Here is a 23,211-nt window from a genome sequence, read left to right on the forward strand (position 1 = left end):
TTAGCACAATAATACTTTAGCAGGATAATAAGGTGAAGGTCGATTCTTTAACTGGATAATTTAATCAAATTTTATTCCCTTTAATAAGTCGGCAAAGGCATTATTAAGCGGTTCATTTTCTTTTTCTTGCTGTTTTAAATACTTCTGCACGGATTGTTTATCCGCTTTTCCTCCAGTTTCTTTCTTGCGTCGTGCTTCAAAAGCAGATAGTTTCTCCCGATATCCACATTTACATGCGAAGATTTGGCCTTTACCTTCACCACGAAGTTCCATTTTCTTTTTACATTGAGGGCAGCGTGCATTTGTTACCCGTGCGACATTCTTTTTATGACCACATTCACGATCTTGGCAGACAAGCATTTTTCCTTTCTTGCTGTTTACTTCTAGCATTGGTTTTCCACAGTCAGGGCATGATTTTGTGGAAATGTTGTCGTGCTTGTATTTTTTATCACTTGCTTTAATTTCAGCAACAATTTCTTTTGTATGTTCTTTCATTTCATTTATGAACACATCTTTTTTTAGTTTCCCTTTAGCAATCAGCTCAAGTTTTTGTTCCCACTCAGCTGTGGTTGCTGGCGATTTTAATTCTCCTGGTACTAAATCTAGTAGTTGGCGACCTTTAGAAGTGATATAGATTTCTTTTCCACCACGTTTTTCGATTAGGAATGAATTGAATAGTTTATCAATAATATCAGCACGAGTTGCAACTGTACCAAGTCCACCAGTTGATTTTAACGTATCAACAAGCTTCTTATCATTTGTTTCCATGTACTTCGCAGGATTTTCCATGGCTGACAGTATAGTGGCCTCCGTAAAGCGAGCAGGGGGCTTTGTTTGACCTGATGTTTGAGCAATTAACTTTGTTGTTAATACATCACCTTTTTCAAGACGAGGTAATAACTGCTCTTTTACATCATCGGTTGATTCTTCATCATCGAAACGGTTTTCGTACACTTCTTTCCAACCAGCATTTATTACTGATTTTCCTTTAGCAATGAATTTTTCATCACCGATTTTTGCTTGTACTGTTAACTGCTCGTATTCAAAAGCAGGGAATAATACAGCTAAGAAACGTTTAATGACAAGGTCATATATTTTACGTTCTTTATCTGTAAATGCCGAGAAATTCACATAACCTTCAGTTGGAATGATGGCATGGTGATCACTTACTTTCCTATCATCTACAAAGGCATTTGTTGCTTTTATTGGCTTTGATAATACTTTATTTGCAAGTGAACGATATGCACCTACACCACACGCTTTTAAACGCTCAGGAAGCGTACTAACAATGTCTGAAGATAAATAACGTGAGTCTGTACGAGGATATGTTAACACTTTATGTTGTTCGTACAGTTTTTGCATAATATTTAGCGTTTCTTTAGCTGAATAACCAAAGATTTTATTGGCATCACGTTGTAACTCTGTTAAATCATATAAAGCAGGTGAGAATGCTTTCTTTGCTTTATGATCAATGGAAACAACAGTCGCATTTTTACGTCCAAGTAAATGAACGATCGCGTCAACTTTTTCTTTATTAAAGCTACGACTATTACCATTCGCATCTTGCCATGTTAATTTAAGTCCATCTGTTTGAGCTTCAATGCCATAATATGTTTGAGGTTTGAAATTCTTTATTTCTTCTTCACGTGCTGCAACCATTGCAACTGTTGGTGTTTGCACACGTCCACAGTTTAATTGTGCATTAAATTTTGTTGTTAAGGCACGAGTTGCATTTAAACCGATATACCAGTCTGCCTCGGAACGTGCTACTGCAGAAGCATATAAGTTTTCATAATCTTTACCAGGCTTTAAGTTTTTGAATCCATCTTTAATCGCTTTATCTGTTACAGAGGAAATCCACAGACGTTTGATAGGCTTATGAACTTTTGCTTTATCAATTATCCAGCGTGCAACTAATTCTCCCTCTCTCCCTGCATCAGTAGCCACGATTATTTCATTCACATCACTGCGATTTAACTGTGCTTTTACAGTATTAAACTGTTTTCCAGTTTGTTTCATGACAACTAATTTCATGCGTTCTGGAAGCATAGGAAGGTCTTCTAAGTTCCATGTTCTATATTTAATATCATATACCTCAGGATCTGCTAAAGTTACTAAATGTCCTAGCGCCCATGTAACGATATATTTGTCGCCTTCTAAAAATCCATTTCCTTTTTTCGTACACTTCAATACATTTGCTATATCACGTGCTACGGAAGGTTTTTCAGCAATTACTATACTTTTTGCCATTTTTTCGAACTCCTTTACTGACTCTGTACCGTTTAATATACCATAATTTTAGGCTGAAAAAATGTCTGGACACTTTTATTAGCGGTCATCCTAACATCGCTTGCTTAAGATTTAATAATTGTCCCTGCCTGTTAGACTTGAAACATCTTCCATAACGATAGTATGATGTAATCGCACGAATATAGAGAAACGAGGATTTTTCATGAGGATCAGGGATTGGGATGTAAATTTAAAGGTTCGCTTGTTTGCAGAAGCGATGGTAAATATTACCTTTTGGATGTTTTTTCCGTTTTTATCGATTTATTTTGCTGAAGAATTCGGCAAAAGTAAAGCGGGTTTATTATTAGTGTTTTCACAGGTTTTTTCGGTTATTGCTAACTTAATGGGAGGGTACTGTGCCGACCGTTTTGGCCGGAAACGAATGATGGTCCTGTCAGCAATCGGACAGGGTCTCTCGTTCTTAAGCTTTGCCCTGGCGAGCTCTCCGTGGTTTCAATCTCCTTGGTTAGGGTTTATCTCCTTTACTGTTGCGGGAGTATTCGGTTCATTTTATTGGCCTGCAAGCCAAGCAATGGTAGCCGATGTAGTGGACGAAAAACACCGCAGCAATGTGTTTGCCATTTTTTATACTTCTATGAATATTGCCGTTGTAATCGGGCCAATCTTAGGCGCTATCTTTTATGTGAATTATCGCTTTGGATTATTGTTATTTGCTGGTGCTGTTTGTATCTTAGTAGGCTTGATTTTAGCAAAATGGACGCGGGAAACGGTCCCGGTTCAAAAGCAAACATTCCTCTCTAGTGATGGGAAATGGTATTACTTTTTAAGGGATCAGTTTAGAGATTATGCCTTGATTGTGAAGGATAAAACCTTCCTGTTATTTATCATTGCTGGCGTATTAGCCGGGCAGACATTTATGCAATTGGACTTATTAATTCCGGTTTATATGAAGGATTTTGTTAGTAATCAGCATTTATTTTCAATTGGGGACTGGTCAGTTGATGTCAAAGGGGAGCAGGCTTTTGGAATTGTCCTAGCTGAAAATGGCTTCCTTGTTGCACTATTAACTGTTTTTGTAACAAAGTGGATGGGCAAATATTATGAACGCAATGTATTTGCTCTCTCCTCTATCGTTTACGCCGTTTCCATTGTCATTTTTAGTCAAACAAATTGGATTTGGGGGCTTATCTTTGCAATGGCCGTTTTCACGTTTGCCGAATTAATGGGAGCCGGTTTGCAGCAAAGTTTTGTTTCCAAACTTGCACCTGAACATATGAGAGGACAGTATTTTGCAGCAGCAAGTTTACGATTTACCATAGCACGGACAATTGCCCCTCTTGCGATCCCATTAACGGTCTGGGTAGGCTATGGTTGGACATTCTTTATACTCTGCTTGTTGGCCCTAGTGAGTGCAGGGTTATATTGGGTCATGTTTTATGTGTTTGAAAAACAAAATAGTTACTCTACATTATAAAGAGAAGATGTTGTATTACATCCACAACTAGATTGATTTTCCACATAAATAAAAGATACAATTAAGATCATAAGAAGCTATATGGAGGAATTACTCATGTGGAAGGAATTTAAGCAGTTTGCCATGAAAGGCAACGTCATTGATTTAGCTGTCGGTGTGATCATCGGCGGAGCATTTGGAAAAATTGTTTCATCTTTAGTCGCGGATATCATCATGCCCTTGATAGGATTGATAATCGGCAAAACAGACTCCTTTTCTAAACTTGCTTATGGCGATTTAAAATACGGACTATTTATTCAAACCGTTATTGACTTTTTTATCATTGCCTTTTCCATTTTTCTATTTGTTAAGTTCATTAACCGTTTTAAAAAGAAGGAAGAACCAGCGGAAGTTGTGGTTAAAGTGGATCCTCAGGAAGCGCTTTTAACTGAGATTCGCGATTTATTAAAAGAACAGAAAGATTTATTACGAAAAAATGAAACATCTTGACCACTTAATCGTATATTTAAGTACCAAATAAATTTTTGAGGTGAAAAAATTTGTACACACAAACATCTACAGAGTATATGCCATCCGTATTAAGGACATTTGCTCTTTCATTGGCCATTGCCTTTTTGGGAACAATGGCGGGTGCATTTGTCGTACCTCCTGGTTTATTTATGCCGTTAATGATTTTAGAATTTGTCATGCTGATTACCGCTTTCTTCTTCAGACGGAAAAAAGCCATTTCATATTCTTTTCTGTATATCTTTACCTTTATCTCTGGGATTACCTTATATCCCATCGTAGCTCATTACCTGCTTACATCAGGAGCAAATGTTGTCGTAATGGCATTTGCTAGTACTACTGTTGTTTTTACGGGTATTGCGATTTACGCAGCAAAGTCGAAACAGAACTTCTCCTTTTTGGGTGGATTTTTGTTAGCTGCACTTTTAGCCTTAGTGGCCATTTCAATTTTTAATATGTTCTTCCCATTAAGTTCAACTGGTATGCTTGCATATTCCTTTATTGGCGTATTGGTATTTAGCGGTTACGTTCTGTTTGATATCAGCCGGATGAAGCATTACGGGGTGCGCGCAGAAGAAGTCCCGTTGATGGCATTGAACTTGTACTTAGATTTTATAAACCTATTTATTAGCATCCTTCGTATCTTAGGGATTGTAAATAGTAGAGACTAACAGAAAAGGAGCATGGCTGTTACAGCCATGCTCCTTTTCTGTTAATTCCTGTTGATTAAGTATCGTTAGTCATCATGCAAGGGACTGCATTTTAGGCTTGAGCCGTTCCTTCGCTCTTTTCATTCTCGTTTTTACTGTCGACATCGGCAAATTACCTTTCTTTGCGATCTCGAGCAGAGACAAACCTTGATAGTAGTATAGATAAATAGGAGCTCGATAAATCTCTGGTAAGGTCATCACCTTTTCAGCCATTTGCTCTGATGCAAATTTATGTAAGACTTCTTCTTCAGGAATATGGTGGGATTCGAACGTGACTGGATAGGAATAAACCCCTTCCCTCCAAAAATGCTTACACTTTTTTTCCTTCCGCCAATAATCCCGGCATTTGTTTACCGCAATCGTAAACAGCCAGCTTTTGTTTTTGGACTGTTCCTTAATAGAAGGATAGGCTAAATAGGCTGAGAGTAATGCCTCCTGATATAAATCCTCAGCAAGTTCTTTCTGTTTCACTAATGATAAAATATATTTAAAAATAGCGGTTCCATGTTCCTGTACTAATTTTTCAAAAGATGTTTTCATTTTAACTGTCCTTTCCCTTTCAATCACTGTTTACCTTAATAGACGGAAAAGACAGCCCGATCCCCTACACTTATTACCTATATTTTATCAATTACATTTATTGCTCCGTCGCGTTTGTTACAACCCCTTTCATAAATATCGAAACACCAATTTTCTTGCAGATGGTTAAATAGTGCATGAGTGCCAATAAAACCGAACCCGTATTCATTCCAATGATTACCCCATTCATTTGCCAATCATGTGAAGATCCCAGCCAAAGGATGATGGCAAATGAGATAATGGTTGACCAAATGATATGAATAAATGCCTCTTTTAACATATCCAGTCCAATTAGAAAAGCCTGCATCGGCATAATAAAGAAGTGAAATAGGAAGTACGGCCAAAGTAACTGTAAATACACAGCAGGTAATGCTGATTTAAAAAATAAAGATGTTAATTCGGGGGCGAAGAAATAGAAAATTGTTACTGCAGCAATACCGTATACAAAGGTTAGTTTCATCACTTGTTGAAGCATTTTTTGTAATGTTGGATAATCCTTTTGCGAATGAGTTTTAGATACTCCCGGGATCAGTACAATCATTAAGGAATGGGCAATAAAAGCAGGAAAGAAACCAATTGACATGGCCACACCCATCAGCATTCCAAATTGCTCTGTCGCAAGTGTACTGGTCATTCCCGAGTAAACTAAAGCAGCCTTGATAATAAAGGGTTGAACGGCATTAGTAAACGCGGAAAACAAGCGCAGCCCTGTCGTAGGAATGGATACTGCCATTAAATTTTTTCGGACCACTTTCCTGTTCATATTAGAAAAGGGCTGTCGTTTCAGCTGCTGAAAATGAATAATGAACATGTAGAATAAATAGAGAAACACAACAAATTCACTGCCAATCAGTGCACAAATGGCAATAAGCAATGATGCCTCCGAATCAAAATCAAAAAAGCGAAACACAATGAACAGCCCGCCAAGTTGTATAACCTTCCTAAGAAAATTAGAGACTGCTATTTTCCCCATCTGCTGAATCCCCATAAAATAGCCCCTGGCAACGGAGGTAAAAGAGATTACCGGGATCAGGATCATGACAAGCCATCTTACGTATGGATGGTAGGAATTAAATACAGGAATAAATGGAATAACGGCAACCGCTATTAAAAAAAGAATACTGGTGAAGATGATCGTAATCGTCATCGCATGATAGAGGATATTACGATGGTAACGTTCCTCTCTCTCAGCAACGAATTTTGAAATTGAAACCTGTAATTCAAAGCTGGATAATAAGACAAGTAAAAAAATGGAAGGCAGAATGGTCATATAAAGTCCTAACCCGTGGGAACCCAATTCTTTTGCAAGAATCATATTGACTAAGACTTCAATCCCTTCCCCTAAAAACGCAGACGCAGCTAGAAAAAGTATCCCTTTATAATAAATAGCCAATTTCGTATTCCCTCTTTCTTCTCTCACTTTTATATACATATGAGACAAGTACCTTGATTAGTAGCGAATTTTTTGACCATAAAAAAAGAGCTTTGGAAGCCCTCATTTAAACAGTAGTAGTAATGATTGGTTTTCGATGTCTTTTTTTAACCAAGTAAGTTAAGAAAATAATCACTGCAAGTAAAAGGAATTGAGTTAAAGTTGTTTCCCAGGTTGGGTAAAGCCCCAACCAATCTATGAACCGTAAGTTTTCAACTGAAGTTGTCGAAATCACATTGGAAATCTGTAAGGCATGAATACTGATGCCAAGTATTTTAAAAGCTAAGAAGTAAATTAAGATCGTTGCTGCTTTAAAAAATAGATGCAGTGGAATTTTCACGCTGTATTTAATAATTCCGAACCCAACAATTGTTAATATACCAATTGCTAGAATGACTCCTATTATAAGTTGAGTTAAATTTATATAGGGGGTAATTCCAGCATAAAAAATTATGGTCTCTGCCCCTTCTCGAAAGACGGATAGGAAACTAATCAAGGTGAAGGATATTAGACTGCCCTTAGCAACAGCTTGTTGCATCTGCTTATTAATATACTTATTCCAATTTCCAATACTGGACTTATTATGAAGCCAGGCTCCGATTGTCAACATCATCACAACCGCTACAATACCAGTTATCCCCTCAATATATTCTCGGCTGGACGCTGCAACGACTTGTGAAAAAACAATATTGATAATAATCGCCAGTATCGCACTGGCAAAAATACCAGCAGCTACTCCAACCCAAATCCATTTTTGTGCGGATGATTGCCCCATTTTTTTCAAAAAAGCCATTAATGTAGCAACAATTAATAAAGCCTCTAAGCCTTCACGCAGTAATATCAGAGAGGCATCCCAAAATGAGTAATTTGTTTTACTTAGTAATGGGGCAAGCCGTTTGTTTAGATCTTTCACCATCACGGATGCCTTTTCGGTATTCACCTTTTTTGAACTTAAGATACTAATCGCACTGGGAATCTTGGTTTCTATGTCACTATACAATTTACTATTCCTTGTTTGAACATCGCCTTCCACCATTGGCCAAATGGTCAGGGCTTCATTTAAATGCTCATTAGCACTTAGGTAATCTTCTTGTGAGATTTTCTTTTCAACCTTAGTTAATAAGTTTGATATCTCACTCAACGAATGGGTTTCTTGGGCCTGTTTTGTTACGTTACCTGCCAAGAAATTCTCCACTTCATCAGTCAATTGTTCCAAATTCTCTTTTGCCTTTTTCAAATCCGCCGGCTCTTGTGTAATAGCAATCCGGATAAGGGCCATGTCTTTTTCAATATTTCCGTAAGCCGCGATACTCTCATCATGGACCGCCTTTTCTGAAGCACTCCATTGGTTCAGCATAGCTTGATACTGACTTGTAAAAACAGCATCATTCTCATTTTCAACTGATTTTTTCAGGTTATTGATAAGGGGCAGCAATTGCTTTACTTGTTCTTTCCCTTTTGCTTTATCTTGAGGATTTTGTTTTTGATCGTACAAAACGACTGCACTTGACAGAGAGGAAAGGCCTTTTGAAAGAGTCTTTTTTTCTTCTATCCTAGTGTCTAGTAATTTCTGAACCTTTTTCAGTTCTTGGTCTACTTTTTTTGCCTCATTACTATCAGCACGCTTAATTAAACTCCATTCGCTTGCAAACTGTTCCATATTTTTCGAAACAGATACATAATCGCCATCCTTTGCTTTCATCAAACTATCGCCAATAAGCACAAAAAGTTCATCGTGATTTTCTTCTGCAAAAACGGGTTTCTCTATTTGAATAAACAAAGAAAGTATAATTAACAATGATAAAAATGGGCAAATTTTCCTTAATCGCTGCATCCGTCTCTCTCCTCTAACAACAAAAAAAGCATTAATTAAAAAGGGTTTCTCCTATATATCCGCCTTTTCTGACACCAGGTAAACAAGCAAAAATGGCACTTCCGCGGTGGGAGGTATATTCATTTAACTTATCTATTTTTGCCAGCCGCTCTTGGATGGGAATAAATTGTTTACTTGGTTTGCGTTGAAAACATAAAAATAACAGACCTGCATCAAAGCTTCCTGTTTTCACATCCATACCATCAGAATAAGAATAAGCCCTTCGCAGTATCTTCTGGGACCCATCCCCATGTGATAGTCGGGTATGTGAATCAATTGGGATATGATATTCGCCCTGCTCATTTTTCTGTTTCAAGTCTAATTGATCAAATTCATTTTTTTGTCCAAGCGGTGCACCGCTGTCACGATAGCGTCCAAACGTTTTTTCCTGCTCCTTTAATGTCGTACGATCCCACACCTCGATAAACATTTGAATTCGGCGGACAACGAGGTAGCTGCCATTCACTAACCAATCAGGACCATCCTCGGGTTGAACCCAAACATGCTCATTCATTTGGTTCTCGCTTGTAACATCCGGATTGACCGTACCATCTTTAAATCCAAATAAATTCCGGGGAGTTTCATTTTTTGGGTCTGCTTGTTTTGTGCGTTGAAAACCAGTTTGTGCCCAACGCAATATTGCCTTACCACGTGCAATCCGAATCAAGTTTCTCACTGCATGGAAGGCAACCTGTAAATCATCTGCACAAGCTTGAATACAAAGGTCGCCGCCTGTCCAAGATTCTTCTAAAGCATCCAGAGGGAATTTAGGAAGATCCACTAATTCTTGGGGCTGCCTTTGTCTTAAACCAAATCGATCTTGGTTGTCTTTCACAAATAGACTTGGACCCACACCAAAAGTAATCGTTAAATTTGATGATGATAATCCAGCTGCTTCACCTGTATCCTTTGGCGGGAGAAACTCATTGCTTGATAGCTCACCGACAGACTTGCCCTCTGTTAATAGTTCGCTTGTTTTCGTCCATTCCTTGAACAGCTTGATTAACTCTTCTTTTTTCGATGTTGTTACATCTAAAGAAACAAAATACACATGATTCTGGGTTTTCGTAGTGATACCGCCTTGATGCTTCCCATAAAAAGGAATGTTCTCTTTTACCTCAGTAGTAGCCGCTTTTCCATCTTTAAGCGTAAGTAACCCGCCGAGTCCGGAGGCACCAAGAAGCACGCCTACACCACCCACACCAGCCGTTTTAAGGATATCTCTTCTTGAAATTTTTGTTTTGTTAAGGGCAGAATCAGCATGGATGTTCGTATTCTTTACCAATTAAGACGCCTCCGTAACGATCCCAATTTGTGAAAGCGGTTCGGCAAGTGCATCGATTGCTTGGCTAAGCTCCTTCACTTGTTCTTCTGTTAACTCTGTGTAGAGCTTGTAGCCATCACCACTTTTTTGCTGATTCAATAAACTATATACCTCATCAAAACGGGTTTGAATTTCATCAGATATCTCTTTATCTTTTTTCTCTAATTCCGGTTTTAACAGCTGATAAATCTTTTCCGCTCCCTCAACATTTGCAGCAAAATCATATAAATCAGTATGTGAATAACGGTCTTCTTCCCCTGTTACCTTCGAAGTTGATACTTCATTTAATAAGTCAACGGCACCTGTAATTAATAAATCCGGTGTCACTTCAACTGTATCTACTTTAGCTCTTAACAGGGTGACATCTTTCATCAATTGCTCGGCAAATTGTTCGTATCCTTTGGTGGTGTTGTCGACCCATAATCCTTTTTCAATTCGGTGGTAACCCCGCCATTCTGCTTCAGGGACATCTCCCTCACGAGCATCGATTTTCGGATCAAGGTCCCCAAATACTTCGGCAATTGGTTCTGCCCGCTCATAATACATTCTGGCTGGAGCATAAAGGGCTTTAGCTTGCTCTAGATCCCCATTCTTTACTGCCGTAGTAAACCCCTCTGTGGCCTTTACAAATTCCTCAATTTCTCCTATGGCATACTCGCGGTAATTTTGGGTTACCCCTGTAAGGGCTGCTGAGGACGTATCCTTTGTTTGTTTTTCCTTTTCTGCCGAAGTAGTTTTTTCTGTATTGGCGCAGCCAAGTAGCAGACTGCTAGAAATTAGTAAAATCCCAGACATTTTAAGTAGTTTCATATTTATAGAATCCCCCAGTAATAATGATAATCATTTTCATTTATATGATAACAGTAAATGAGAATGATTTTCAATATTTTTTTTAAGAAGGCCTGTTAATTTTTCCTCTTGAAAATGAAGGGCATCAACAATATCGCTTAACAGAGCCAAAAAGAAAAAGGCCATCCAAAATTTTTTCATTTTGGAAAGCCTTTATATGGGGTTCATTTTATTAATGAATGCTTAAATGCATAAATGACAGCCTGGGTGCGATCCTGCACATTCAGCTTGCTTAGAATATTGCTCACATGGGTTTTAACCGTTTTTAATGCAATATATAATTCATCGGCGATGTCTTGATTGGTTTTTCCCTCCGCCATTAATAGGAGAATTTCAAGTTCTCGGCTGGTAAGTTCTTCGTGAGGATAATGAGTACTCTTCTGGCGCATTTTGACCATCATTTTTCCAGTGACTTCAGGTTCAAGGACGGACTGACCATGATATGTAGCTCGGACAGCGTTGGCAATTTCACCTGCTTTAGAGGTTTTCAGCATATAACTGGTCGCCCCAGCTTCTAGTGCAGGATATACCTTCTCATCATCCAAAAAGCTTGTCACAATAATAACCTTTGCTTCTGGCCATTGCTCCATAATTTGCCTTGTTGCTTCAATTCCATCCATTTCTTTCATCACCAAATCCATCAAAATGATGTCTGGACGTAGTTCAAGGGCAAGCTCTACCCCTCTTTTTCCATCGTCTGCTTCACCGACAACTTCAATGTCCGGCTGCGCCGATAAGTATGCGGAAACTCCGATTCTAACCATTTCATGGTCATCAACAAATAAGACTCTAATCATTTCCACCATCTCCATTATTCATCACCGGAACCTTTACTTCCAGCCTTGTTCCTTTATTTTTGACACTTATCACTTTAAGCGTTCCGCCTACTTCAACAGCACGTTCATGCATATTTTGCATGCCATAGGAACCTGCCTTCATTTCGTTGACTTCAAAGCCGATTCCGTCATCAACAATCCTTAAAATGGCAAGATCGTCGCGTTTGACCAATAATACTTCGAACTTACTTGCTTTTGAATGCCTTAAGGTGTTTGATACAGACTCTTGGAGAATCCGGAAAAGATGATCCTCAACCCCTTTATCTAACGGAAAATCCTCCACTTTCCATTTAATATCCATTGATACCTTTTGTGATAATTCGATTAAAAGCTCCTCAATTCCTTCTTGAAGCTTTTTATTTTTCAAGGCAATCGGGCGCAAATGTAATAGAAGTGCCCGCATTTCAAGCTGTGATTGATGGATCATCTCTTCCACCAGTTTCAATTGTTTGGCTTCAAAATCGTTTTCAGACTGTTCCTTCGTTTCATTAATGGCTGACATCATCATCGATGCCGCAAATAATTGCTGACTGACGGAGTCATGTAATTCTCGGGCGAGCCGATTTCGTTCCTGCTCAATCATTTTTTGAATTCTTTCTTCCTGGTCTTCCACCTTTTCAGTTGCTAACCGCTGTGATAGCTTCGCTTGCTCGGTCATTTGTTTGCCAATTTTCTCAATCCGGTCAGCAATTGCTTGCATTTCAGTTACAGAAGGCTTTCCTTTTGGGTCTATGGTTCTTCCCTCCTCTAATTGGTGCAAGGAGGATTCAATAGCAAGAAATTGTTTTCGCCAAAAAAATCCTGAAACTCCACCTAAAAGCGTTCCAATTGCAATACTAAAGGCTGGTATAAAAATAACAATCGGAATATCCATGAAATTCCTGGTCCATAATTCAGCCCACCCCTCCAAAGGAAAGACAAAAACAAATACAGCTCCGACTATGATAGCAAAGAGGAAAGAAAAGCCGATACACCAGACAATTTGGCGCTGAATTGTGCTCATATCCGGCTCACCTCTAAATTCCCAACAACGAGTGTCGTGAAAATTTTCACTTTGTGCTCGGACTTTTCATAGTCTGGTGTCTTTAGCTGAAAGACTTGATTGAAAAGCTTCGATTCATGCTTGCCGAACACCTTTGTCGAACCTACCACACAGGAATGATGGATACTGACATCGATCTCATACGGAACAAGGATTTGAATATTTCCAATCATATTTCGAATAAAAATGACCGTTTCCCCTTTTGGCAGCATGGTATAACTAAGATCAATAATCGTATCCCCAATTCCTGTCTGAATGTTAATATCATTCCATTCATAAACGCTAGTAGGAGTTTTTTGCTGACCTAAAAAGAGATTTCCAAACAACGGTTCTGATTTAATAAGTGTTTCTTCTTGCTCTGTTGGCTGCGAAATGACAATATCTGGTGAAATTTTTGAAGGCTGCTTTTTAGAGTTAATAAACTGAATAAAGAAGTGCAGTAAAATGGCTAACAATAAAAATTTAAAGGTCAGCATATTGAAGATACTGACGACAAAGAAGAAAATCCCAGCGATAAAAATGAGTTTCCCAAGCTTTTTCCCAGACTTCTTTCGCCCTAAATAAATCATTCCACCAGAGAATAAAAGGGAGAATATCAGCCCACTGTTAAAAAATAAAATCTCCAACAGAAGAATAATAATTCCGATTATGACCAGCCAACTTATATAATCGTTTTTCGTCTTTTTAAACATTGGCCACCCTCCCTTTTTATCATCATTGGAATATTTGTATTTCAATTGCACTATGTTTTTATATGCCTAAAAGGCGCAGAAACCTACGCCTTTTTTTCCTGTCCAGCTATAGCGCCTAGGCGCCTCCGTTTTTCTTTTAGAATAACATATTTCTCGTTAAATGGACTTGCTTTCTTCCAATTTCATTTCTTTTTCTAATTGAGCAATTCTTACATCAATGGTACTGCGGTAAAAGGAGCTGTTTACTTGCTGCTCTAATCGGTCTAGATAGTTCTCGATATCCTTGAATTTTGAGTGAGATTGATCTGAGTAAGGCTGAGAATCAAGCACTTGATTCATTCGAAGATTTGCGCGTGTCACATTTTCGCGCCCCATTAACTCCATCCGGCGGATATGCATATCTTTTAGTTTGTGCTTCATGTCTTCATATTTTCTTTCTAATTCCCCTAATTGCCCCTTAACTTGATCAAGAGAGGCATGTAAACGGGAGACACGTTCAGCATATTGCTGATGCTCGGCTGAAGCAAATTGATAAAGGTCTGTTTCCCCTGCTTTAGAAGCGATTTCAGCTTGGTACTTTCTTTTTTCAGCTAACTCCACTGCTTGATGATATTCTCTCGTAAATTCATCTCTCAACGTATATTGACGTTCTAAAAGCTTCCTTACTTTCTCCGTTTCCTGCTCACATTGACGAAGGTATTGATTAAGAAGGGCAATTGGATTTTGCTTTTCTTTTTGATCTAGCGCCTCGTGTAAATCAGCCGTAATCGTGTTTTTAATTCTCGAAAATAAGTTTGTCATGTTTTTTCTCTCCTCTTAATAATTTTTTAATTCATCCCATTGTTTTTCAAAATTGACGAATGGGTCTGATTCTTCTTTGATTTTAGTATGTTTATTCCCGTTCCACTTTTTATAAACGAGGTAAAGGACATATGCTGCTGCTACTCCAAGGATGGCTGGTGCGTTGTGAATGGAAGCCATTAAGACAACTAAACCAATTAGCCCAAGACCAATCTTTCCACCTGTTGATTGTGCTTTTAAAAACTGTTTGAATATGAAGTACAGGAGCACTAAACTTACGAGTAACCCCACCATTGGACCAATTGTGGAAAGCAAGATGACAGCTGCCACACCTCCAGCTAACAGTAAACCAAATTTTTTCATTTTGTTTTTCACTCCTTTTCTTTAGCTTGATATCATCTTACCTTTTTTCTTTCTTTCCCATAATTGCGCTTGAGCTTGATTTTTATATCGGTCTTAAGACGTAGAAAGGGTCAGTCTCTTAAGCAAAATGCTTAAGTAACTGACCCTTTTAGCCTTATTTGGAGATAAACATTTGAACCCAATAATACCCGTAGGAGCCGCCTTTAGCATAGCCAACACCAATTCGGGTGTTCGAACTTAGGATATTGGCGCGGTGGCCTGAACTGTTCATCCATGTCTGTACAACCGATTGCGGTGTGGTTTGGCCTGCAGCAATGTTTTCAGCTGCCGAACGATAGGAAATACCAAAGTTTTTGATCATGTCAAACGGACTTCCATATGTCGGACTCGTATGACTAAAGTAATTTTTGTCGCGCATATCCATGGCCTTGTAACGTGCTACTCTTGATAGCTCCCAATCTGGAGTCATTGCCGGTAATCCGTTTTTTGCACGCTCCTGATTGGTTAATTGAATAACTTGATTTTCAACCGATTTTACCCCGCCTAAGTCAGGGATGGTTACCTTTTGACCTGGATAAATCAAGTTAGGATTTTTAAACTGGGGATTTGCCGAAATCAGCTCTGATATTCCAACTTGATACCTGACAGCGATTTTCCAAAGTGAGTCCCCCGGCTGAACGGTATAAATTTGCTGAGCAAAAGAAACACTTGGAATGCAGAAAAGTGATAGTAAGAACAGAAAACTAAACCAAAAAGATTTTTTCATTTTTTCGCCTCCTCCGAATATATAATTTTGATTTCAGGCTCAAAATATACAAGCAACCGATAAAATAATTTCTACTTTATAATTTAAACGGCTGACATTGAAGCCTTATTCAGAAGGCGTTTGGAGGACTTAAACGTGAGAGACCTCTCATGGATGACTTATATCATGTTAATTTTAGCAAGTTACCGCCTTACCCATTTAATTGTGTTTGATAAAATTACTGAGTTTATCCGTAAACCTTTCGTAAAAAAGGTCAAAGTTGAAACGAATGATGGTGTAGAAATGAAGGAAGTTCCTACTTCAATGTTTGGGTATTTATTAAAATGCTATTGGTGCGCCGGCGTGTGGAGTGCTATTTTACTGGGCGGCTTGTATCTGCTTTTTCCAAAAGTAACATTCGTGGTTATTTTGATATTATCAATTGCCGGCGGTCAATCCATTCTTGAAACCTTTGTGGGTGTCAATCTTAAAAAGGTCGATTATTATGCTGACCTGAAGAAAAAAGATTAAACAATCGCTAATTGCATTGGAAAAATTTATCCCCTCTAAGCATATATTTAGATATGCTTGAGGCCCCAGGGCACTCAAGACAAAAAGGGGGATGCTCACTTGGCGGCAATTTGGTGGATTACGACGATCGGTTTTGTCCTTTGTCTGGGTCTTGCAGGAGGAACCTTGTTTCACTTCTTACGTCAAACACTCCATTCAGACGACGCATCACGTATTGATAAAATAAAGTCCGAAAAGGATACTATGTAAAAACTCCCCCGAAATCCCACTAAACATATCTATACACCTGTTCAACTTCTCCCTCAAAATATGGATGTCCCAAAGCAAGGGGTCAGACCCCTTGCTTTGGGGCATCCACTTATTTTGTTAAAAGTTTCCCCTCCATGACATGATTTTTTCATTTTAGGAAAAATTAAAAATGTGACTATATTAAAGCTGGAGGAGTACATATGAATTCATCTGAAAAAGTCCCACAATTCCCAAGGACCTACTGGCGTGAGATAGATTTACCTGTTTTTCCGACATTAGAACAAGATATTTCAGTTGATGTGGCGATTGTTGGGGCAGGCATAACAGGGATTACGGCTGCCTACTTATTAGCCAAAGAAGGATTAAAGGTGGCCATTTTAGAAGCAGGCAGTGTATTAAATGGAACAACCGGCCATACAACGGCAAAACTAAGCGCTCAACATGATATTATTTATGATGAGTTAATTAATCATTTTGGAAAAGAAAAGGCAAGGCTTTACTATGAATCCCATATGAAGGCGATTCAATTTGTTGAAAAAACGGTGAAGGAAATGGGCATTGATTGTGATTTTAGCAATGAGGACGCCTTTGTCTATGCAACGACACAGGAGTATGTGGACAAGCTTAAAACAGAATGGGAAGCCTACAAGAGTTTGGATATTAAAGGGGCATTAAAAGATACCATTCCTTTTTCAATACAGGCAAAGGCAGCACTTATGATGAGCAATCAAGCACAATATCATCCGTTAAAATTTCTAAAAGCTCTTTTGGATGATGCCGTAAAAGCAGGCTGTTCCGTTTATGAGAATACAGTTGCTAAAGACATTGAGGATGATGACCTGCAGACAAAGGTAGTTACAAAATCTGATCATAGAGTAACATGTAACCATGTCATTATTGCCTCGCATTTTCCTTTTTACGATAAGCTTGGGCTTTATTTTGCGAGGATGTATGCTGACCGATCGTATGCAATCGGCATAAAAACAAAGCAAGATTACCCAGGTGGCATGTATATTAGTGCTGACAGTCCAGTCCGTTCGATCCGGTATACGCCTTTAGATAATGGAGAAAAATTACTGATTATTGGCGGTGAAAACCACAAGACCGGGCAGGGAGTCGATACATTAAAGCATTTTGAAGCCCTTCAGGATTTTGCTGAACAGGTTTTTGGGACCAAGGAATATCATTATCGCTGGTCGGCTCAGGATTTGGTTACCTTAGATAAGCTTCCATATATTGGTCCGTTAACAGCAGAAAGAGAACATATTTTAGTGGCTACAGGTTATAAAAAATGGGGCATGACAACAGGAATTCTTGCAGGACACTTATTGACTGGTTATGTTTTAAACCGAAAAAATCAATACCATGAACTATATTCTCCATCAAGATTTCAAGCGGATCCAGACTTTAAAAGCGTTATTAGTACGAATGCCGATGTAGCCAAACACCTAATCAAAGGCAAGCTTGAAATTGTCGAAAATATTCCGGACGATCTACAGGACGGCGAAGGCGCTGTTGTCATGTATAGAGGGAAAAGAGCAGGTGCCTATAAAGATAAGAGTGGTAAGCTGTATATCGTTGACACTACCTGCACCCATCTAGGCTGTGAATGTGAATGGAATCAGGCAGAAAAATCGTGGGATTGCCCATGCCATGGTTCCCGGTTTTCCTATGCAGGTGACGTTATTGAGGGTCCGGCGAAAAAAGCATTGGACTTATTGAAAGAGGAGTAAATAAAAAAGGGTCTGACCTCACATTTAATACTCAAACTATAGTCGCTTAATTGGAAAAAATCAGCGATAAGTTGAGATTGTGGGGTCTGACCCTTTGTTTTGTATTATTTACTATTAGGACGATTCCGTTTTAGGTCTTCACCTGTTGAAAATTCCACTAATTCTTCGCTGGATTTCATTCCCTTTTTACGATTGTTATTACGCTGAGCATTGGCATTGCCTAGTTTCTGTTTTCCCACACAACCATCTCCTTTTTGAAAATTCATTGATAGTATAGGTGAAAACATTCGGACTTATTCTTGCCTAAGTATGGGAGACTTCCGATAGCCCGTTAATTGTTCGAACGCATATGCCACTTCGATTAAAACTGGCTCACTATAAGCGGTTCCAGCTATGGATATCCCAACTGGTTCTCCCTCCGTTGTGTACCCTGCAGGGACTGCGATGGTAGGATAGCCCGCCTTAGCGCTAATATGTGACCCTTCCTCACTAGGAAAAATAATCACATCAAGACCATACTTTTCTAAAGCGAAATCAATCCCTTGTTTTGTCGAGTGATAATAATCGAATTCCAGTGCCTCAATATAGGCTTTTTCCGTTAAAGAGCCGCTCGTGGCTTGTGATTCCAGCAGGACAGCCTGACCATACTTTAGCATCGTTTCTTCATATTTTTTATTAAACGTAATCAAATCCGCTAAGGTTCGAACAGATACGGAGGGGTGAAGTCTATTCAAATAAGCATTTAAATCCGGTTTAAATTCATACGTTAAAACATCATATTTCCACTCGGCTTTGGCAGAAGGAATTTCAACATTTTCAATCACTTCTGCCCCTGATCTTTTCAGAACTTCCCAGGCACTAGCTGTAATTTCTTGTTTTTCCTTACTTAAGAGCTCGATAAATCCTTCTGTCGCAATCCCAATTCTTTTTCCTTCAAGACCCTCTTTTGAAAGAAACTTGGTAAAGTCGATTTCCGTAAACGGGTTTTTGCTGGTGATAGGATCCTCCTCATCTTTACCACAAAGAGAACTTAAAAGAATGGCAGCATCTTCAACTGTCCTTGCCATCGGTCCTGCTGTATCCTGTGTATGGGCAAGTGGTATAATCCCTCTTCTGCTAATAAGACCCACTGTAGGCTTTATTCCAACTAAAGAGTTTTGGCACGCTGGATTTAAAATCGAGCCCGATGTTTCTGTTCCGACTGCAGCAGCGGCAAAATTGGCAGCAATCGCGGCTCCCGAACCCGAACTGGAGCCTCCAACATCAAATTTCCCTGGTCCATATGGATTTAACACTTGACCACCTCTGGAGCTATAACCACTCGTCATTCCAATCGCCATGAAATTTGCCCATTCTGTCATATTTGTTTTTCCGAGAATCACTGCGCCTGCTTGCCGTAATCGCTCGGCAACGATTGAATCCTTTAGTGCAATCGAGTCCTTTAATGCCAATGACCCTGCACTTGTATGCATTTTGTCCCTGGTATCAATATTATCCTTAATTAGAATGGGAATGCCATGCAACGGACCGCGTGGGCCGTTTTTCTGCCATTCCACATCAAGCGATTCCGCTATTTGGACAGCATCTGGATTCACTTCAAGAATGGAATGAATGCCTTTATCAAATAACGATATTCTATGTAAATACAAGAGCACAAGCTCTTTTGAACTTAATTCGCCACTCGCTAATTTTTCTTGCATTTGGCGAATGGTTGCCTCTTCTAACCATTCGTCATGCAATTTCTTTAATTTCGGATTCTCCATCCTTTTCCCCTCCATTTCACATTTATTATTCCATACATGTGTGAAAATTCCTTTTTCTCGTATAAAAAAGCAGTGGGAATCTCCCCACTGCCCTATTTTACCGTTTTAATTTTTGATTTCTTTGCTCTTCAGCAATGATTTTCCCTTGATAAAAAACTCTCTTATGGAGCGGGATGTTTAACTCACGACAGTAGCGCTTCAATTCTCGTTCTTCACGCTCGGTAACAAGTGAGATAATGGTACCATTTGCACCCATTCTTCCTGTTCTACCGGCTCTGTGTACATATTGAGAAATATCCTTTGGAGAATCAATCTGAACGACATGGGTCACCCCTTGGATATCAAGACCACGTGCCGCAATATCTGTGGCAATCAGCATATTCATTTTTCCATCACGAAACGCCTTTAATGCTGCCTGGCGTTCTAGTTTTTTCATATCGCTATGCAGGACGCCAATCGACAATTCTTTAAAGAGTAATTTTTCTTTAAACACTTGAATCTCGCCAATATCATTGATAAAAGCAAGTGATTTACTATGATCTAAACGGGCAATTTTTTCAAGCAGTTTGATTTTATCTCTGGGTTCACATGAGAAAAAGATATGGTCTACTTCTCCAGACGACGCCATCTCATCTTTTACAATTCGAAGAACTTCCGGTTCGTTTGTCATTTCTTTTGCCAGCTTTTCTGTTGCAGGCTTCATGGTTGCTGAAAATAGGACGACTTGGCGGTCGCTCATCGTAGACTTTACAATATGTTGAACAGTGTTTAGGTGCTCATGAATCAGTAACTGATCTCCCTCATCCAGAACCACCATTTTTACTTCATGCATTTTCACCTTTTTTTGTTTAATAAGCTCTAGTAAACGACCCGGTGTCGCAAAAATGACATGGGGACGTTTTTTTAATTTTTCAAGCTGCCGTTTCAAATTGGCCCCGCCAATTATCGAAGTACCCCTTATTCCAGTGCCTTCGGACCACTTTTGAAATTCTTGATAAACCTGCATCACCAATTCTTGCGAAGAAGCGAGCACGACTGCCTGTAAGGATGACGAATCTACGTCCAGACTATTTAACAGTGGAAGCAAATAGGCTAGCGTCTTTCCGGTACCTGTTGGTGACTCAGCAAGGACATCCTTGCCTTCTAGAATAAGTGGAATAGCATTGTCTTGAATGGATGTGGGTGTTTGGAATCCTGATTTTTGCCACGCTTCCTGCAAAAAGGGCTTTAAATTGTTTAACATTTTGTACTCCTTTATTTATAAATCATTTTTTAATATCAGAATGTATAAGTTTTGACTTTATCTAGTTGGAGCGCTCTAGGCCATACGCCGCTGACCAGGGCGCTTCCGCTTTTCTTATTATTTGTTTTTTGATATCGTATTGATACTATCGTAATAATCAGAGGGTGTCTAGTTAGAATTAGGTTGTTGATGTATTAAGGTAGAGGACAATCCAAACCAAATGATAGACAAGAACAGATAGGTAGAGAACACAAGTAGAGAGGAGCAGTGTTCTAATCCTTCCTTTAAATGGCCGGAGATAAAATAAACCAAGCAGCAGAAGGGGCAGAAGGATCTTTATTATATAAAAATAAGACCAATTTTTTTCAATCACCGTTTTCATCATTGGGTTTCCTTCTTCAATAAGACCAGCAGCGATTCCAAAATGAGTTAGTACGGCATCCAGCAAACCAGCAACAAGCAAAAATATACAAAGTCTCATAGTTCCTCCTCGAAAAAAGATTGATGAATACTTTTCATTCTTTCTAAATATGTATGCGCCAATACATTCTTTATTAAGAACTCTTCATGATAATGAAAGGCTGCTTAATATTGCTAGCAACCTCACACTCCATTTATTAATTTACATATTTTCCACGATCAGGCCTTGCTATTTCATCAAACCGATCTACTAATAGCTTAAGATTTTCAGCTAGTTCATCTCCGATCATGGGAATGCCGTGTCCCGTCACTGCCACCTTCGGTTTAAGTGCCTCTAATTTTTTAACAGATTCAAAAGCAGCTTCCCAATCGGTTGTATAATATTTAGGAGGGCCGCTGATTTCCTGTGTTTGCATCATAACCTTATAAAGGGATTCCTGTTTTACTGTTACAAAGGCATCACCGGCAATTAAGACTCCATCTCTTTCACGGTATAGTGAAATATGGCCAAGTGTATGACCAGGAGTGTGAATCCATTTCCAATCTGGCATCTGTGGGATCGTTTCATCCTCAGGAAGTGGCTGAACATGGGCACTTATATCAATTCCATGATTAGGGAAGAGTGGAGACATTTTAGCCACAAACCCGTTGTCGACATCCGGATCCCCTGGCGGATAATCCTTTTTCCCTGTTAAATACGGGATTTCTAATTGATGTGCGTAAACAGGGATATCCCATTCCTCTAGTAAATCCGCTATGGACCCTACATGATCAAAATGTCCATGTGTTAACACAATTGCTCTTGGGCGGGCATTTTCCCCAAAACGCTCTAGCACCATTTCTTTTATTTCATTTGCTGATTTTGGCATACCAGTGTCAATCAATACAAAATTATTCGTCACCTTCGGATCCCCTACCAAGACGAGATTGACAATTTGGTCCGTATAGCAATACACATCTGGCAGCACTGCCATTCCCATTCCATTTCCAATTGAAGTCATGGGTAGAAATGATTCTTCAAATTTACTATCTTGATTATGCTCCAAACAGATTCCTCCCTTTTTGCTTTTATTATTTACAGGGAAGGAAAAACTATGACCTAATTCTTTCTAGTTGAAAAACCTATCAACGCTATTATAACGAAAATTAATGTTCTTAATAAAGAATTATTTTTCAAAAAAAACAACTACTTTTCTGAAGCAGCTGTTTTAATCAAATGTACGCAAGGTCCAATTGAATAATGTTTTCGATGTACATGCTTAAAAATTGGCTCTAAAACAGTTTAGCTGCAATGAGCTAAAACTGGTCTAATTTAACTGCCATAAGTCTAAAGTGCATCGGTTCAATTTCTGTAACAATGACATTCATTCCGAAAGACTGCAAAGTCGCAATTAACGGTTCCCCCCGATGCGGCAGATGAAGCTCAAAAATAGTTCCGATTGGTGCTGCTTTTATAAAATTTAGTATTTCTCGTCTTGGATGCTCCCCTTTTGCTATTCGTTCTCGGATATCCATGACTGCTTTTTTCTCAATAATTTCAAACATGATTCCCACCCTCCTTTCATTAAAGATAGTGTTAGTTTACCATCACTTTTCTTCAAAGGAATTGATTTAAATCAATGGGTGTAAAAGCATCAATCCACTTAAAAAAGTGGGGAAATGCTTGATAGCGCAGGCTTTGATGAGACATTTTTGAAAGGAACTGGTTACTATAATTTCGAAAGGTTTGTGAACATTACCGACAATTTGATATAACCTGGTAGGTATGATGATAGAATAAACAACAAGATAACAA

Annotated in this window: 24 protein-coding genes; 6 read left to right on the forward strand and 18 right to left on the reverse strand. The window is 38.9% G+C overall.

Features of this window, described 5'->3' with window-relative positions:
• Positions 1-60 precede the first annotated feature (60 nt).
• A complete protein-coding gene (locus AC3ANL_RS20835; protein WP_488326264.1) occupies positions 61-2,250 on the reverse strand; it encodes a DNA topoisomerase III in 2,190 nt (729 codons plus the stop codon).
• A gap of 202 nt (positions 2,251-2,452) precedes the next feature.
• Between AC3ANL_RS20835 and AC3ANL_RS20840 the strand changes: the two genes are divergently transcribed.
• The 3 genes from AC3ANL_RS20840 (at position 2,453) to AC3ANL_RS20850 (ending at position 4,902) form a co-directional block, all read left to right on the forward strand.
• Positions 2,453-3,724 carry an MDR family MFS transporter gene (locus AC3ANL_RS20840; protein ID WP_488326265.1) on the forward strand — a complete coding sequence of 424 codons (1,272 nt, stop codon included), beginning with the start codon at positions 2,453-2,455 and terminating at the stop codon, positions 3,722-3,724.
• Between the two features lie 96 nt (positions 3,725-3,820).
• Positions 3,821-4,213: a large-conductance mechanosensitive channel protein MscL gene (gene mscL / locus AC3ANL_RS20845; protein ID WP_488326266.1), complete on the forward strand. Its 393-nt coding sequence runs from the start codon at positions 3,821-3,823 to the stop codon at positions 4,211-4,213.
• A gap of 50 nt (positions 4,214-4,263) precedes the next feature.
• Positions 4,264-4,902: a Bax inhibitor-1/YccA family protein gene (locus AC3ANL_RS20850; protein ID WP_488326267.1), complete on the forward strand. Its 639-nt coding sequence runs from the start codon at positions 4,264-4,266 to the stop codon at positions 4,900-4,902.
• Positions 4,903-4,974: 72 nt separating this feature from the next.
• On the opposite strand, the gene AC3ANL_RS20855 is transcribed toward AC3ANL_RS20850, so the two are convergent.
• The 11 genes from AC3ANL_RS20855 to safA all read right to left on the reverse strand — a co-directional run bounded on the left by AC3ANL_RS20855 (position 4,975) and on the right by safA (position 15,498).
• Positions 4,975-5,481, reverse strand: coding sequence for an RNA polymerase sigma factor (locus tag AC3ANL_RS20855; protein ID WP_488326268.1), 507 nt, complete (start codon positions 5,479-5,481; stop codon positions 4,975-4,977).
• Between the two features lie 97 nt (positions 5,482-5,578).
• The gene (locus AC3ANL_RS20860) at positions 5,579-6,913 is read right to left on the reverse strand and encodes a polysaccharide biosynthesis protein (protein WP_488326269.1); all 1,335 of its coding nucleotides are present in this window, start codon (positions 6,911-6,913) and stop codon (positions 5,579-5,581) included.
• Positions 6,914-7,019: 106 nt separating this feature from the next.
• Positions 7,020-8,786 (reverse strand): FTR1 family iron permease, encoded by a 1,767-nt coding sequence (locus tag AC3ANL_RS20865; protein WP_488326270.1) that lies wholly within the window; start codon positions 8,784-8,786, stop codon positions 7,020-7,022.
• Positions 8,787-8,817: 31 nt separating this feature from the next.
• Entirely contained in the window at positions 8,818-10,110 is a 1,293-nt protein-coding gene (gene efeB, locus AC3ANL_RS20870) for an iron uptake transporter deferrochelatase/peroxidase subunit (protein ID WP_488326271.1), read from the reverse strand.
• Positions 10,111-10,959, reverse strand: a complete 849-nt coding sequence (gene efeO / locus AC3ANL_RS20875; RefSeq protein ID WP_488326272.1) for an iron uptake system protein EfeO — start codon at positions 10,957-10,959, stop codon at positions 10,111-10,113. It abuts the gene before it with no gap.
• Positions 10,960-11,162: 203 nt separating this feature from the next.
• The gene (locus AC3ANL_RS20880) at positions 11,163-11,795 is read right to left on the reverse strand and encodes a response regulator (RefSeq protein WP_488326273.1); all 633 of its coding nucleotides are present in this window, start codon (positions 11,793-11,795) and stop codon (positions 11,163-11,165) included.
• On the reverse strand, positions 11,788-12,837 hold the full coding sequence (locus AC3ANL_RS20885; RefSeq protein ID WP_488326274.1) for a sensor histidine kinase: 1,050 nt from the start codon (positions 12,835-12,837) through the stop codon (positions 11,788-11,790). The genes AC3ANL_RS20880 and AC3ANL_RS20885 overlap by 8 nt, the downstream gene beginning before the upstream one ends.
• Positions 12,834-13,568 carry a cell wall-active antibiotics response protein LiaF gene (liaF, locus tag AC3ANL_RS20890; RefSeq protein ID WP_488326275.1) on the reverse strand — a complete coding sequence of 245 codons (735 nt, stop codon included), beginning with the start codon at positions 13,566-13,568 and terminating at the stop codon, positions 12,834-12,836. Before liaF ends, AC3ANL_RS20885 begins: the two co-directional genes overlap by 4 nt.
• 156 nt (positions 13,569-13,724) lie before the next feature.
• Positions 13,725-14,369: a PspA/IM30 family protein gene (locus AC3ANL_RS20895; RefSeq protein ID WP_488326276.1), complete on the reverse strand. Its 645-nt coding sequence runs from the start codon at positions 14,367-14,369 to the stop codon at positions 13,725-13,727.
• Between the two features lie 15 nt (positions 14,370-14,384).
• Positions 14,385-14,732 carry a lmo0954 family membrane protein gene (locus AC3ANL_RS20900; protein ID WP_488326277.1) on the reverse strand — a complete coding sequence of 116 codons (348 nt, stop codon included), beginning with the start codon at positions 14,730-14,732 and terminating at the stop codon, positions 14,385-14,387.
• 154 nt (positions 14,733-14,886) lie between these two features.
• Positions 14,887-15,498 carry a SafA/ExsA family spore coat assembly protein gene (gene safA, locus AC3ANL_RS20905; protein ID WP_488326278.1) on the reverse strand — a complete coding sequence of 204 codons (612 nt, stop codon included), beginning with the start codon at positions 15,496-15,498 and terminating at the stop codon, positions 14,887-14,889.
• Positions 15,499-15,633: 135 nt separating this feature from the next.
• Here safA and AC3ANL_RS20910 point away from each other — a divergent pair, with 135 nt between their 5' ends.
• The 3 genes from AC3ANL_RS20910 to AC3ANL_RS20920 all read left to right on the forward strand — a co-directional run bounded on the left by AC3ANL_RS20910 (position 15,634) and on the right by AC3ANL_RS20920 (position 17,990).
• Entirely contained in the window at positions 15,634-16,008 is a 375-nt protein-coding gene (locus AC3ANL_RS20910) for a DUF1360 domain-containing protein (protein ID WP_488326279.1), read from the forward strand.
• 99 nt (positions 16,009-16,107) lie between these two features.
• Positions 16,108-16,257, forward strand: a complete 150-nt coding sequence (locus AC3ANL_RS20915; RefSeq protein ID WP_488326280.1) for a hypothetical protein — start codon at positions 16,108-16,110, stop codon at positions 16,255-16,257.
• 200 nt (positions 16,258-16,457) lie between these two features.
• Positions 16,458-17,990 (forward strand): FAD-dependent oxidoreductase, encoded by a 1,533-nt coding sequence (locus tag AC3ANL_RS20920; RefSeq protein WP_488326281.1) that lies wholly within the window; start codon positions 16,458-16,460, stop codon positions 17,988-17,990.
• 104 nt (positions 17,991-18,094) lie between these two features.
• Here AC3ANL_RS20920 and AC3ANL_RS20925 read toward each other — a convergent pair whose 3' ends face one another.
• The 6 genes from AC3ANL_RS20925 to AC3ANL_RS20950 form a co-directional block, all read right to left on the reverse strand.
• Entirely contained in the window at positions 18,095-18,229 is a 135-nt protein-coding gene (locus AC3ANL_RS20925) for a hypothetical protein (RefSeq protein WP_488326282.1), read from the reverse strand.
• A gap of 54 nt (positions 18,230-18,283) precedes the next feature.
• Entirely contained in the window at positions 18,284-19,753 is a 1,470-nt protein-coding gene (locus AC3ANL_RS20930; RefSeq protein WP_488326283.1) for an amidase family protein, read from the reverse strand.
• Between the two features lie 97 nt (positions 19,754-19,850).
• Positions 19,851-20,996 (reverse strand): DEAD/DEAH box helicase, encoded by a 1,146-nt coding sequence (locus AC3ANL_RS20935; protein ID WP_488326284.1) that lies wholly within the window; start codon positions 20,994-20,996, stop codon positions 19,851-19,853.
• 178 nt (positions 20,997-21,174) lie between these two features.
• On the reverse strand, positions 21,175-21,477 hold the full coding sequence (locus AC3ANL_RS20940) for a DUF5658 family protein (RefSeq protein WP_488326285.1): 303 nt from the start codon (positions 21,475-21,477) through the stop codon (positions 21,175-21,177).
• A gap of 136 nt (positions 21,478-21,613) precedes the next feature.
• Entirely contained in the window at positions 21,614-22,417 is an 804-nt protein-coding gene (locus AC3ANL_RS20945; RefSeq protein ID WP_488329793.1) for an MBL fold metallo-hydrolase, read from the reverse strand.
• 295 nt (positions 22,418-22,712) lie between these two features.
• Entirely contained in the window at positions 22,713-22,961 is a 249-nt protein-coding gene (locus tag AC3ANL_RS20950) for an amino acid decarboxylase (RefSeq protein WP_488326286.1), read from the reverse strand.
• Between the last annotated feature and the right edge of the window lie 250 nt (positions 22,962-23,211).

The organism is Neobacillus sp. DHD-1R, assembly GCF_057747995.1.